Below are 14,784 nucleotides of genomic sequence, written 5' to 3'. Positions count from 1 at the left end.
GGAACTGTCATACTATTCTCCTTTTTAATAGGCATTTGGTTAGGTCATCCTATTGAAAGAGAGGTTAAACCGCTCATATTAGGTGCTATTATTATGTATCTTGTAGGGCTTATCGATGACATATATGATTTGAAACCGTACATTAAACTTGCAGGTCAAATTGTTGCGGCAGGAGTCGTAACATTTTATGGTATTACGATAGATTTTATCTCATTACCAATGGGACCTACAATTCATTTTGGTATTTTTAGCATACCGATTACTATTATTTGGATTGTGGCGATTACGAATGCGATTAATTTAATCGATGGATTAGATGGTTTGGCATCTGGTGTTTCAGCAATAGGTTTAATGACCATAGGATTTATTGCAATTTTACAAGCTAATATCTTTATCATCATGATATGTTGTGTGCTTCTAGGCTCACTACTAGGGTTTTTATTTTATAATTTCCACCCAGCTAAGATTTTCTTAGGTGACAGCGGCGCGCTCATGATTGGTTTTATTATTGGCTTCTTATCTTTACTTGGTTTTAAGAATATTACGTTTATTGCGTTATTCTTCCCTATTGTAATCCTCGCTGTACCATTCATCGATACGCTTTTTGCAATGATTCGTCGAATGAAAAAGGGTCAGCATATTATGCAAGCTGATAAATCACATTTACATCATAAGTTACTAGCACTTGGATATACACATAGACAAACAGTGTTACTTATATATTCCATTGCAATTATGTTTAGTCTTTCGAGTGTGATTCTTTACTTATCACAACCACTCGGTGCACTCATGATGTTTATCTTGATTATTTTCACAATAGAATTGATTGTAGAGTTCACAGGTTTGATTGATGATAATTATCGTCCAGTTTTAAATTTAATCACTAGAAAAGGAGACCGTAAGCAACATCGATATGATGAGCAACAGCCTCCTAAATCATAAGAAACACTATCGCGTGTGAGGAAAGTTGAGTAGAACACCTCATTCGCAATAGTGTTTTTTTAGGTTAATACTTTATTTCATTATGTTGTAGCAATATCAAAAGGAAGAAGTTTAATATCTTCTTTTTCAATATCGTAATTACCTGCTGTGATTCGGTTTAAAAAGTTAATAAATGCTTCGTAATCTTCCTTTACGACATCAATTTGATAACTTACTTTATCGGTATAAAATTGATTTCTTAGTATATATGGTGTTGAGGCAAGTTCATATTCAAATTTTCCAGTTTGATCATAACTAAGTGTTACGGTTACTGGAACCGCTTCTTTTAATTCCACTCTTCCGGCATCGTAAATCACATCTCTTACTGCACCGCTATAGGTACGAATGAGTCCGCCACCACCTAATTTAATCCCGCCAAAATAACGTGTAACGACTACACATACATCGTGAACATCAAGCTTTTTTAATATTTCAAGCATAGGTATACCTGCTGTACCACTGGGTTCGCCATCATCGTTAGCTTTCTGGATATTCATTTCGGGACCAACTGTATAGGCTGAACAATTGTGTGTGGCATCTTTATGTTTAGATTTAATTTCGTTAATAAATGATTTTGCTTCATCTTCAGAATGGACTGGTTTGATATACGCAATAAATCGAGATTTATTAATGACATTTTCAATCGAATGCGCTTCTTTAATTGTAATCAATGGTTTCGCCATTTGTCTTTGTCACCTGCAATTCCGTTCAATTTTCACTAATATTATTATACACATAACTTTCGTGTGTCTAAATCATTTAAATAAGATTTTCTTTTTCAAAAAAATATTGTATTATGACTATGAGTATAATTGAGGAGGACTAGTATGAAGATTGCAGTAATGGCCGATTCAACAGGTTATTTACCACAAGAAATCATTGATAAATATAATATACCGATTGCCCCGTTAAGTGTGACATTTGATGACGGACAAACATTTACAGAGAACGATGATTTCTCAATTGACGAATTTTATAAGAAAATGGCTTCATCTAAGACAATTCCAACTACTAGCCAACCAGCAATAGGTGAATGGTTAGAAAATTACGAGAAACTAAAAAACGAAGGATACACTGATGTTATTGTGATAAATTTATCTAGTGGTATTAGTGGCAGCTATCAATCTGCAACACAAGCAGGTGAGATGATTGAAGGTATCAACGTACATACTTTCGATTCAAGATTAGCGGCAATGATTGAAGGTAGCTTTGTGATTTACTCACTACAATTAGTAGAAAAAGGGTATACAGCTGAGGAAATTATTAAAGAATTACATGAAATCAGAGAACACATTGGTGCATATCTTATTGTTGATGATTTGAAAAACTTACAAAAAAGTGGCCGTATTACTGGTGCACAAGCATGGGTCGGCACTTTATTAAAAATGAAACCTGTACTTCGCTTTGAAGAAGATGGTAAAATTCATCCACATGAAAAAGTGCGTACTAAAAAACGTGCCCTTAAATCGTTAGAAAATAACATCTTTGAATTAATAGAAGGTTTAGATGAAGTTACAGTATTCGTGATTAATGGCGATAAAACTGAAGAAGGAAAGGCATTCTTGCAACAACTTAAAGATGATCATCCTCATGTGAATGTTCAGTATTCTGAATTCGGTCCAGTAGTTGCTTCTCATTTAGGTTCTGGTGGTTTAGGTGTAGGTTACTTCCCTAGAAAAATTGAAATTAATTAATATTTTGAAATAAAGTCTGAGACATGAATAAAGATTAAGTTTTTACGACGAAAGTTTAGTGAAATCTTAATTTTTAAAGTTGTTTCAGGCTTTTTTTGTGAAAGAAGTGATATGAAATCAAACATTACGGTAAACTTATTTTTCCTACTGTGCAGTTAAATGGTGAGAAGATTGCTTACCATACAAAAGGGATTATCGATAAAGATGGACATCATTATTGTATTCAGTGCAGTAATGAAGATTATGATTACTTTTCCACTTATTATTCTTCATATTTAAAAGAAGAAATGATTTACTGCAGACGGTGTCTTCAATTAGGAAGGATAGATAGTGTCACAGAATATCGAATTACAAAGAGTGTTCAGAACATCACGGATGGTGCGTATGAGATTCCCTTTGCATTGTCAGAACAACAACAATATGCATCGAAATCAATTGTTAATGCAATCAAACATTCAAAGAATCTCTTATTATATGCGGTTACAGGCGCAGGTAAGACAGAAATGATGTTTGAAGGCATACGTTTAGCACGTCAGCTTGGTCATAATATAGCTATACTTTCACCTAGAGTCGATGTGGTCATTGAAATTAGTCAACGAATCAAAGATGCTTTCAAAAATGAAGAGATTGATATTCTTCATCAGAAACGTTCTCAAGAATATAATGGTCACTTTGTGATCTCGACTGTTCATCAATTATTTAGGTTTAAACAACATTTCGATACTATTTTCATCGATGAGGTCGACGCCTTTCCTTTATCGATGGATCCCCAACTCACCATTGCTATTCAAACTGCTTCCAAATCTATTCATTCTCACATTTACATGACGGCTACGCCTCCAAGTCATTTACTACAACAAATGTCTTCGAACCAAGTAATTAAACTTCCTGCTCGTTTCCATAGACATCCGCTTCCAGTACCTCAATTTAAATATTTCAAATTAAATCAATCACGTGTGCAACCGCAATTATTAAATATTTTTCAGAAACAAATGGATCAACAACGGTATACGTTAGTATTTTTTAATCATATTGAAACGATGCACCAGACCTATCTTAAATATCGAACATTGATACCTAATTTAATATGTGTTTCTAGTGAGGATGCGCACAGGTTTGAAAAGGTAGAAGCATTACGACGCGGAGAACATTTAATCGTATTTACTACGACTATACTAGAAAGAGGTTTTACTATGGCGAAGTTAGACGTCATAGTTATGAATGCTGAAACTTTTGAAAAAGCTGCATTAATACAAATTGCTGGACGAGTTGGACGTAAAATAGAAGCACCTCAAGGCCTTGTTTTATTTCTTCATGAAGGGGTCAGTCTATCTATGATTTTGGCTAAAAGAGATATTGTAGCGATGAATCGTTTAGGAATAGAAAAAGGGTGGTTAGATGTCTAGATGTTTACAATGTATGAATCCAATTCATGACGTGCTACATATTTATAATTTTTTTAAACCACCTCGACAATTTTGTGAGGAATGCGAAAAAAAGTGGGCAGCAATTAAATTACTCAATGATGATGAAGAGAGATGCGCCCGATGTCTTAACTTGAAGACGACTGATACACAGGTTTGTTTAGATTGTCAGTTTTTGGAAAATGATTTCCGCTTAATGGAACAATTATATTGTGACTATAAATATCAAGGAATAATGAAAGAAACAATACATCAATATAAATTTATGAGGGATTATGAACTTTCAAAAGTGTTGGCACAAAAATTAAAATTACCTCGAACAGACTATGATATGATCGTGCCTATTCCTTCTCCTTATGGGAGAGATGTAGAACGTACATTTAATCCAGTAGCAACTGTTCTTGATAATATGGGAGTTAAATATGTGAATATTTTAGGAACAAAACTACGACCAAAACAATCTAAATTAGGTAAATTAGAACGAGCGAAAGCGATGAATCCTTTTTATATCAAAGATGAAAAGATGGATTTAAGCGATAAAGTAATTTTACTTATTGATGATATTTATACTACAGGGTTAACAATACATCATGCAGGGTGTAAATTATCAGCATTAAATGTCAGAAAATTCAAAGTGTTTGCGTTTGCACGATAGGCTAAACGTGATAAAATATAGTTAAGGATTACCAATATTCGAGGTTAAAGGAGAGATGACTATGATTAGATTTGAAATTCATGGAGATAACCTCACTATCACAGATGCTATTCGCAACTATATTGAGGAAAAAATTGGTAAGTTGGAGCGTTATTTTAACAATGTGCCTAATGCAGTCGCACACGTTAAAGTTAAAACTTATTCTAACTCAGCTACTAAAATTGAAGTCACTATTCCATTAAAAGACGTTACATTAAGAGCTGAAGAAAGACACGATGATTTATACGCTGGCATTGATTTAATTACAAACAAATTAGAACGTCAAGTACGTAAATATAAAACACGTGTAAATCGTAAACATAGAGATCGTGGAGATCAAGAAGTCTTTGTAGCTGAAGTACAAGAAGCTACACCCGAAGAAGTCAGTGGTGCCGAAGAACCTGATAATGACAGCGATATTGAAATTATCCGTTCAAAACAATTTAGTTTAAAACCTATGGACTCTGAAGAGGCAGTATTACAAATGAACTTATTAGGACATGATTTCTTTATCTTTACGGATAGAGAAACAGATGGTACAAGTATTGTTTATCGTCGTAAAGATGGTAAATATGGATTGATTGAAACAACTGAATAATTATAATTTGAAATTGATATATAATTCTGTAGCTCGTCTACAGTTAGTTTGATGAGAGAGGTTTCTATTTAATCGAATAGAAACCTCTCTTTTTTATATTTTATAGATAACTTATAACGATTCATTCCATTATTACGAGAATACAAACTTTAATTGCAATATTTCAATAAGTATAGAGGTATCGAATTAGCGAATGTCAAAAGGACATAAATATTTCACTTTTAAAGAAATAAAACACTTGACTTTTGACAGCTTTTAATAGATATTATTAATATAAATATTTTATATTCTTTTTTAAAAGTTTAAATATAATTTGAAAGGAGTGTCACTTATGTTAAAAGCTTTTTCCTTAGTTTCAACAGCATCTATCGCTTTAATGTCACTGTCGCTTTTTTACGCCCCTGATACCAATGCCAAAGGTTTATCTCATGAAAAATCAGAATTTTCAGCAAATGGACAAAAACCTACTAGCTCTCAATCGAGTACTCAAGCTAACGCTTTAAAAAAGGTTAATGAAAAGAATTTAACTAGTAATCCAGATGACCCATCTCTCCCTAAAGATTCAGAGGTAAATAGGTACATAATTGAAAATCATCTCCAACATTCAAAGATTGTGAAAGATCCACGAATGAATAACCTCCCTAAAAACCCATATAAATTTAAATCGTATATTGGTATTGTGATTCATGAAGTAGGTGAAGACCATCGTTCATTGCAAGACTGGGTAGATCAAATGTATAGAACATTCGATAGAGCATTTGTACATGCATTTGTAGATAATAATGAAATTCATATTACTGCGCCTTCTGAATACTATGTATGGGGTGCGGGCGCAAAAGCTAATCCGTACTTCTATCAAATAGAACTTGTACGTCAGTATACATTTGAAGACTTTGCTAAATCTGTAAATAATCAAGCGTGGCTTGCTGCGTACATGTTAAAACAAAATGGTATTAAACCAACACTTGCAGATGACAATGAAGGCATAGGCTCTATCATTAGTCATAACGCAGTTTCTCAATATTGGGGTGGTACAGACCATGTTGACCCAATAGAGTATTATGCAAGATGGGGTTATGATATGCATCAATTATTCGAACTCGTAAAATATCACTACGACAATATCCCAGGATAAATTCAAAGAGAGAATTTCCAGAAGAATTTGAACACGTATTAAGAATACAAATTGAATCTAAATTTCATATGCTCCCTTCTGAAGTAGACATTGTATAAATGGAAACTTAGGAGGGGGTTATTTTATGTGAAATAGATATTAAAATAATTGATTGTGGTTAGCTCAAATCAACATTTATAGATATCGATTTGAATTATGAAACGCTTTATCAGTGTAGCCTCCTTATTTAATGACTTAAATATAATTAATGGACACTAGAGATGACACTGTGCTATTGTGACTAGATGTTTTAAATAGAGGTAATTTCAATTTTTGTTACTCAAATATCATGTTTTATAATATATTCGAAAATTATTTATTTATGACAAGAAAAAATTGTTTCAACCGTGTTAAAATAAACATGTTGTCAATTTAAATAAATTGAATTGAAAGTATAATTAGGAAGAGTTTTAATTTAACTTTCTAATAGTAAATGAGAGTTTCATTTTCAGAGGAAGAAAATTGATAAAGTATAGCTTTCAAATTACCAATTGTATGAGTATATAAGTATAATTTTAATGGGATAAATGATAAGATAAGTTGTTGTAAGCCAAACAGTTTTAGCTAAAGGAGCGACGCATGTAATGGGATTTTTATCGAAAATTGTTGACGGCAATAAAAAAGAAACGAAACGCTTAGGAAAATTAGCAGACAAAGTACTCGCATTAGAGGAAGATACTGCTTTATTAACTGATGAAGAAATTCGTGAAAAAACGAAAGCGTTCCAAAAAGAATTATCAGAAATTGAAGATGTTAAAAAACAAAATGATTATTTAGATAAGATTTTACCAGAAGCATATGCACTTGTGCGTGAAGGATCAAAACGTGTATTCAATATGATTCCGTATAAAGTACAGGTCATGGGTGGTATCGCGATTCATAAAGGCGATATTGCTGAAATGAGAACAGGGGAAGGTAAAACATTAACAGCTACAATGCCTACGTATTTAAATGCGTTAGCTGGACGTGGCGTTCATGTCATTACTGTCAATGAATATTTGGCAAGTTTTCAAAGTGAAGAAATGGCTGAACTATACAATTTCTTAGGTTTATCTGTAGGACTTAACTTAAATAGTAAATCTACTGAAGAGAAACGTGAAGCTTACGCTCAAGATATTACCTACAGTACAAATAACGAACTTGGTTTCGATTATTTAAGAGATAACATGGTGAACTATGCTGAAGAAAGAGTCATGCGTCCATTACATTTTGCAATCATTGATGAGGTTGACTCCATTTTAATCGACGAAGCAAGAACACCTCTGATTATTTCAGGAGAAGCTGAAAAGTCTACTTCTTTATACACGCAAGCGAATGTTTTCGCTAAAATGCTTAAAGCAGAAGATGATTATAATTTTGATGAAAAAACAAAAGCAGTTCATTTAACTGAACAAGGCGCTGACAAAGCTGAACGTATGTTCAAAGTAGACAATTTATACGACGTTCAAAATGTTGAAGTCATTAGCCATATTAATACGGCTTTACGTGCGCATGTGACGTTACAACGTGATGTCGATTACATGGTTGTTGATGGCGAAGTATTAATCGTTGACCAATTTACAGGTCGTACGATGCCGGGTCGTCGTTTCTCTGAAGGATTACACCAAGCTATCGAAGCTAAAGAAGGCGTAACTATTCAAAATGAATCTAAGACAATGGCATCTATTACGTTCCAAAACTATTTCAGAATGTATAACAAATTAGCAGGTATGACGGGTACAGCTAAAACGGAAGAAGAAGAGTTCCGTAATATCTACAATATGACAGTTACTCAAATTCCTACTAATAAACCTGTTCAACGTGTGGATAAATCAGACCTTATTTATATCAGTCAAAAAGGTAAATTTGATGCAGTTGTAGAAGATGTTGTCGATAAACACAAAAAAGGACAACCTGTTTTACTTGGTACAGTTGCAGTTGAAACGTCAGAATATATTTCTAATTTACTTAAAAAACGTGGTATCAGACATGATGTATTAAACGCGAAAAACCACGAACGTGAAGCGGAAATTGTTGCTAATGCAGGTCAAAAAGGCGCTGTTACAATTGCAACAAACATGGCAGGTCGTGGTACTGATATCAAACTTGGCGATGGCGTAGAAGAATTAGGCGGCCTTGCAGTTATAGGTACTGAGCGACACGAATCACGTCGTATCGATGACCAATTACGTGGTCGTTCTGGACGTCAAGGTGATAGAGGTGACAGTCGATTCTACCTCTCATTACAAGACGAATTAATGGTACGTTTCGGCTCTGAACGTCTTCAAAAAATGATGAATCGTTTAGGTATGGATGATTCTACGCCAATTGAATCTAGAATGGTTTCAAGAGCGGTTGAATCAGCTCAAAAACGTGTTGAAGGTAACAACTTCGATGCGCGTAAACGTATCCTTGAATATGACGAAGTCTTACGTAAACAACGTGAAATTATCTATAATGAACGTAACGAAATTATCGACAGTGAGAATAGTTCACAAGTTGTCGATGCTATGCTTCGTTCAACATTACAACGTGCGATTAATTATCATATTCACGAAGATGACGATAATCCGGATTATGCTCCATTCATTAACTATGTGAATGATGTCTTTTTACAAGAAGGCGAGCTAACGGATTCTGAACTCAAAGGTAAAGATTCTGAAGATATCTTTGAAGTGGTTTGGGCTAAAATAGAAAAAGCCTATGCCAAACAGAAAGAAACTTTAGGCGATCAAATGAATGAATTTGAACGTATGATATTATTACGCTCAATCGATAGTCACTGGACTGACCATATCGATACGATGGATCAGTTGCGTCAAGGTATACACTTACGTTCATATGCACAACAAAACCCACTTCGTGATTATCAAAATGAAGGTCATGAATTATTTGATATGATGATGCAAAATATCGAAGAAGATACATGTAAATATATCTTGAAATCTGTTGTTCAATTCGAAGATGATATTGAACGTGAGAAAACGAAAGACTTAGGTGAAGCTAAGCACGTCACAGCAGAAGATGGTAAAGAAAAAGTAAAACCTCAACCTATTGTCAAAGGTGATCAAGTAGGACGTAATGATCCTTGCCCATGTGGCAGTGGTAAAAAATATAAAAATTGCCATGGTCAAGCATAATTGAAAAATAAGTTATATATAGTAGGGAGGCTGGGACATCATTTATTGTCTTAGCCTTCTTTAATATATGTAGTAGATGTCTAAATTGAAAGTGTGCCTATATCAAACTTCTTTCAACCTCTAGACATCCTTGATGGTGAGGCTCTTACACAGAGAATTTTTTAAGAAATTTTGCCAATAAGACAAGGTGGTGGGAGACAAGTAAATTTATTTTGCTCAATGATTCTTCTTTCACTCTTCATTTATTATTGTTGTTTTTACAATGTGATTGCATATATTAAAGTTGTTGCCTTAATTTTCAAAAATATGAATTTCATGTATGATGTAAATGATACGTGTATAAAACTGCTAAAGATTGTATTAATAGGAGAGAAAATCAATGGAATTATCAGAAATTAAACGTAATATTGATGAATATCAGAATAACCTTAACCAAATTAGGGGGTCTCTTTGACTTAGAAAATAAAGAGACAAATATTCAAGAATATGAAGAAATGATGGCAGATCCAGGGTTCTGGGATGATCAAAATAAAGCACAAGATATTATCGATAAAAATAATGCATTGAAATCTATCGTCAATGGTTATCATGATTTAGCCAATGAAGTTGAAGATATGAGTGCGACAAGAGAATTGCTTCAAGAAGAATATGATGAAGATATGAAAGCAGAACTTGAAGAAGAAGTTATCCAATTTAAAGAGAAAATGGATCAATATGAGTTGCAATTATTACTTGATGGACCGCATGATGCGAATAATGCGATTCTTGAACTTCACCCTGGTGCTGGCGGTACAGAATCTCAAGATTGGGCGAGCATGTTATTAAGAATGTATCAGAGATATGGTGAACAAAAAGGCTTTAAAGTTGAAACAGTTGATTACCTTCCAGGAGATGAAGCTGGAGTAAAGAGTGTGACACTGTTAATTAAAGGTCACAATGCATATGGCTATTTGAAAGCTGAAAAGGGTGTTCATCGATTAGTAAGAATTTCTCCATTCGATTCTTCAGGTAGACGTCATACATCTTTTGCATCTTGTGATGTAATTCCTGATTTTGATAATGATGAAATTGAAATAGAAATTAATCCGGATGATATTACAGTAGATACATTTAGAGCTTCGGGTGCAGGCGGTCAACATATTAATAAAACAGAGTCTGCGATTAGAATTACGCACCATCCAACTGGTATCGTCGTTAATAACCAAAATGAACGGTCCCAAATTAAGAACCGTGAAGCCGCAATGAAGATGTTGAAATCGAAGTTATATCAACTTAAGTTGGAAGAACAAGAACGTGAGATGGCTGAAATTCGTGGTGAACAAAAAGAAATAGGTTGGGGCAGTCAGATTCGATCATACGTGTTCCATCCATATTCAATGGTTAAAGATCACCGCACAAATGAAGAAACAGGTAAGGTTGATGCTGTAATGGATGGCGAAATCGAGCCATTTATTGAAGCATATTTAAGAAAAGAAATGGATAATCAAGATTCATAATTTAAATATCACCTCATTTATTAGTTATTTATTGCTAGTAAATGAGGTTTTTCTTGTCAGGAACATGTTCGAGTGGATAGTTAGAGATATTTAATTTTAAATAATAATATGTAGTATGCAACTTATAATGTTACTAGAGCGTTTTGTTTATTCTCAAAAGTAACCCTTTACACCTTTATGATAGTAATAGTTAGCCACAATTATGTAGGTAACATGATGAAATTTACTTTTTAACTGTTATATTACATCGCTATAACAATACACTTTTCAAAAAGGCATTGTGCTATATTAAGACTTGTAAATTTAGAACAAACTAGCAAAGGAATGACAACTAGATGAAAAAATCGCTAACTGTAACTTTTAGTTCGATTGCAGCTTTTTTTGCAATCAACACTGCAGCTAACGCTCAAGAAACAGAGGCGTCTCAACAAGACGTAAATTCACCAGACGTTGTTTCAACGAATCAATCTAACTTAGGTACTTATATCGTAAAAGCAGGAGATTGCTTATATAATATTGCTTTAGACCACGGTATTACTTTAGATCAATTATATGCATTAAACCCAGGTATTCAACCACTTATTTTCCCTGGAGATAAAATCGTAGTTTCTGAAAATGCAGCAACTGCTCAATATCATGTGACTTCTACAGAAAGTAATGAAACACCAGTTTCTCAAGCATCTTTTGAATCTACAGCAACAGATGAATCAGGCGTAACATATGAAAATTATGAAACACCAATTAATGTTTCACAAACATCATATGATGGCTTAAAAGGTATCTCTAATGCAGGTAACCTCTATACTGATGGGCAATGTACTTACTATGCATTTAATCGTCGTGCTGAATTAGGTAAACCAATTGGTAGTTTATGGGGAAATGCTAGCAACTGGGCAGCATCTGCAAGCCAAGCTGGTTTCAATGTTAATAACACACCTGAAGTCGGTGCAATCTTCCAAAGTGGACCAGGACAAAATGGTGCTGGTGCATATGGTCACGTAGGTGTAGTTGAGTCAGTAAATCCTAACGGTACATTAACTGTTTCAGAAATGAACTGGAACGGTGGAGTCAACGTTAAATCATATAGAACAATCTATAACCCTGGTTCATATAGTTATATTCACTAATCCATCATTTGAAATTAAGAAGTGGGACAAAAATATAATTTAGTAAAATTAATTTCGGTCTCCCGCACCCAACTTGCATTGTTTGCAGTATTTCTTAAAAAAGAAGTTCACTATGTTGGGGCTTTGCCAACAAGGATGATTAGGATTGAAAGAAGCTTGATATCAGTGAACTTTCAATTCAGTCATCTACTATCAATATGTTAAAGGAAGCTAAGATCATTATCTTGGCTTCTTTTTTGTTGAAAATAAATCTATAAAATATGAATTTACTTTCAATAATGAGATTGATTGATATAATAACTATAAGTAAAATATCTGCTTTATTAATTAAATTTGTCAATAAGCGATAACTATAAAAATTAAACTAAGTTCGTGTATGAGGAGGTATCGTGATATGGGCGTACATCAATACTTTAAAAGACTTTCAGATTTAGAAAAATTAATAAGATTGCCAGGAAAATTTAAATACTTTGAGCATAATGTGGCGGCTCACTCCTTCAAAGTAACTAAAATTGCACAGTATTTAGCAACGGTTGAAGAATATCATGGCAATGAAATCAACTGGAAAAGTCTGTATGAAAAAGCGCTGAATCACGATTTTGCAGAAGTTTTTACAGGAGACATCAAGACGCCCGTTAAATATGCGAGTAGAGAACTGAAGAAATTGTTCTCTCAAGTCGAGGAAGAAATGGTTGATACTTTTATCAAAGAAGAAATTCCTGAACAATATCAAAACGTTTACCGAGAACGTCTCCAAGAAGGTAAAGATGATTCCTTAGAAGGACAAATACTTTCAGTAGCAGATAAGATTGATTTATTATATGAAACATTTGGAGAAATTCAAAAACGTAATCCAGAGCCTTTATTTTTCGAAATTTATGAAATGAGTTTAGAAACAATCATTCAATTTGACCACCTTCATTCAGTTAAGGACTTTATAGATAACGTCATCCCCGAGATGTTAACTGAAAACTTTATTCCTAGAACTGAATTGCGTGAAACTACTATGACAATTTTAAATAGAAGAAATGGGTGACGATAATGATTTGGTATGCATGTGCCGCCTTTTTTCCTTGTATTTTAGTCGTGCTATTTAGCGTTGTAACGAGAAGTAAATGGATTGGCACACTATTAACACTTATATTAATAGGAACATCTATCTATAAAGGGTTTTTCCATAATGAATGGATTATTTTTATAGATGTCATAAGTCTATTGGCAGGCTATTTGATTATAGATAAATTAAAGTTTCATAAGAATCAAGAAGATTCTCGTTAGGATAATATGAATCGTAAAATAACTAAACATATCTTTTGAAGGTTTAAGAAGAATGTTTTATAGTATATTTACACATTAAAGGCTTAAATTGAATAACTTTTTTAAACAAGCATGGTGCATCGCTATGTTTGTTTTTATTTTGAAATAATTAATGACAAGCGAACAAATGTTTGCTTTAGAAGATATAAATTTGTTAAAATAGAACATAAATAAAACGTGAAAATTCAGTTCATAAACATGCATGTTAAACTAAATATGAGCGATAAATATATAGGAGGCGTATGTCAGAATGGTCGAACACGTTCCATTTAAGTTGAATTCTGAATTCGAACCACAAGGGGATCAACCACAAGCGATACAAAAGATTGTTGATGGAATAAATGAGGGGAAACGCCATCAAACGTTATTAGGGGCTACAGGGACTGGTAAAACATTCACCATGAGCAACGTGATCAAAGAAGTTGGTAAACCTACATTAATCATTGCACATAACAAAACATTAGCTGGACAACTTTACAGTGAGTTTAAAGAGTTCTTCCCTGAAAATAGAGTAGAATATTTCGTCAGTTATTATGACTATTATCAACCAGAAGCATATGTACCATCAACTGACACTTTCATCGAAAAAGACGCCTCAATTAACGATGAAATTGACCAATTACGTCACTCCGCTACAAGTGCGTTATTTGAGCGTGATGACGTCATTATTATTGCCAGCGTAAGTTGTATTTACGGCTTAGGTAATCCAGAAGAATATAAAGACTTAGTCGTAAGTGTGCGCGTAGGAATGGAAATGGACCGTAGTGAACTTTTAAGAAAGTTAGTCGATGTCCAATATACACGGAATGACATTGATTTCCAACGTGGTACGTTTAGAGTGCGAGGAGATGTTGTTGAAATATTCCCTGCATCTAGAGAAGAAATGTGTATTCGTGTTGAATTCTTCGGTGATGAAGTTGACCGAATTAGAGAAGTTAATTACTTAACAGGAGAAGTCATTCGCGAACGTGAACATTTTGCAATTTTCCCAGCTTCTCACTTCGTAACTCGAGAAGAAAAAATGAAAGTAGCAATTGAACGTATTGAAAAAGAATTAGAAGAACGATTAAAAGAATTACGTGATGAAAATAAATTATTGGAAGCTCAAAGACTTGAACAACGTACGAATTATGACTTAGAAATGATGAGAGAAATGGGCT

Annotated in this window: 12 protein-coding genes and 1 pseudogene; 12 read left to right on the top strand and 1 reads right to left on the bottom strand. The window is 33.7% G+C overall.

The window, feature by feature from the left end:
• Positions 1 to 942: MraY family glycosyltransferase (locus HMPREF3264_RS09585; RefSeq protein ID WP_070873187.1), on the top strand; the 942-nt coding region annotated here is incomplete at its 5' end.
• Between the two features lie 80 nt (positions 943 to 1,022).
• Here the strand turns inward: HMPREF3264_RS09585 and HMPREF3264_RS09580 are convergent.
• Positions 1,023 to 1,664 carry a YigZ family protein gene (locus tag HMPREF3264_RS09580; protein ID WP_070873186.1) on the bottom strand — a complete coding sequence of 214 codons (642 nt, stop codon included), beginning with the start codon at positions 1,662 to 1,664 and terminating at the stop codon, positions 1,023 to 1,025.
• Positions 1,665 to 1,808: 144 nt separating this feature from the next.
• Between HMPREF3264_RS09580 and fakB1 the strand changes: the two genes are divergently transcribed.
• The 11 genes and pseudogenes from fakB1 to HMPREF3264_RS09525 all read left to right on the top strand — a co-directional run.
• Positions 1,809 to 2,675 (top strand): fatty acid kinase binding subunit FakB1, encoded by an 867-nt coding sequence (gene fakB1 / locus HMPREF3264_RS09575; RefSeq protein WP_002441519.1) that lies wholly within the window; start codon positions 1,809 to 1,811, stop codon positions 2,673 to 2,675.
• Between the two features lie 149 nt (positions 2,676 to 2,824).
• Positions 2,825 to 4,081, top strand: a complete 1,257-nt coding sequence (locus tag HMPREF3264_RS09570; protein ID WP_176746834.1) for a DEAD/DEAH box helicase family protein — start codon at positions 2,825 to 2,827, stop codon at positions 4,079 to 4,081.
• Complete coding sequence (locus tag HMPREF3264_RS09565) at positions 4,074 to 4,754, top strand: ComF family protein (protein WP_070873185.1); 681 nt, start codon at positions 4,074 to 4,076, stop codon at positions 4,752 to 4,754. Before HMPREF3264_RS09570 ends, HMPREF3264_RS09565 begins: the two co-directional genes overlap by 8 nt.
• Before the next feature lie 61 nt (positions 4,755 to 4,815).
• Positions 4,816 to 5,391 (top strand): ribosome hibernation-promoting factor, HPF/YfiA family, encoded by a 576-nt coding sequence (gene hpf, locus HMPREF3264_RS09560; protein ID WP_002441524.1) that lies wholly within the window; start codon positions 4,816 to 4,818, stop codon positions 5,389 to 5,391.
• 331 nt (positions 5,392 to 5,722) lie between these two features.
• Positions 5,723 to 6,526: a peptidoglycan recognition protein family protein gene (locus HMPREF3264_RS09555; protein WP_070873184.1), complete on the top strand. Its 804-nt coding sequence runs from the start codon at positions 5,723 to 5,725 to the stop codon at positions 6,524 to 6,526.
• Positions 6,527 to 7,149: 623 nt separating this feature from the next.
• Positions 7,150 to 9,684, top strand: a complete 2,535-nt coding sequence (gene secA, locus HMPREF3264_RS09550) for a preprotein translocase subunit SecA (protein WP_002441528.1) — start codon at positions 7,150 to 7,152, stop codon at positions 9,682 to 9,684.
• Between the two features lie 379 nt (positions 9,685 to 10,063).
• A protein-coding gene (gene prfB / locus HMPREF3264_RS09545) for a peptide chain release factor 2 (RefSeq protein WP_103212275.1) occupies positions 10,064 to 11,180 on the top strand; the annotation gives its coding sequence in 2 pieces (ribosomal slippage) (positions 10,064 to 10,135 and positions 10,137 to 11,180; 1,116 coding nt in all).
• Positions 11,181 to 11,659: 479 nt separating this feature from the next.
• A pseudogene (locus HMPREF3264_RS09540) lies at positions 11,660 to 12,307 on the top strand (CHAP domain-containing protein); the annotation flags it as partial.
• A gap of 394 nt (positions 12,308 to 12,701) precedes the next feature.
• Positions 12,702 to 13,343 (top strand): YfbR-like 5'-deoxynucleotidase, encoded by a 642-nt coding sequence (locus HMPREF3264_RS09535; protein WP_037541189.1) that lies wholly within the window; start codon positions 12,702 to 12,704, stop codon positions 13,341 to 13,343.
• Between the two features lie 5 nt (positions 13,344 to 13,348).
• Positions 13,349 to 13,585, top strand: coding sequence for a CsbA family protein (locus HMPREF3264_RS09530; protein WP_070873182.1), 237 nt, complete (start codon positions 13,349 to 13,351; stop codon positions 13,583 to 13,585).
• 289 nt (positions 13,586 to 13,874) lie between these two features.
• Positions 13,875 to 14,784: DEAD/DEAH box helicase family protein (locus HMPREF3264_RS09525; RefSeq protein WP_176746833.1), on the top strand; the 910-nt coding region annotated here is incomplete at its 3' end.

Source organism: Staphylococcus sp. HMSC62A08, from assembly GCF_001839105.1.
Lineage (GTDB): Bacteria > Bacillota > Bacilli > Staphylococcales > Staphylococcaceae > Staphylococcus > Staphylococcus caprae.
Note: the sequence above shows the minus strand (reverse complement) of the source record. Positions and strands in the feature narration are given on the sequence as shown.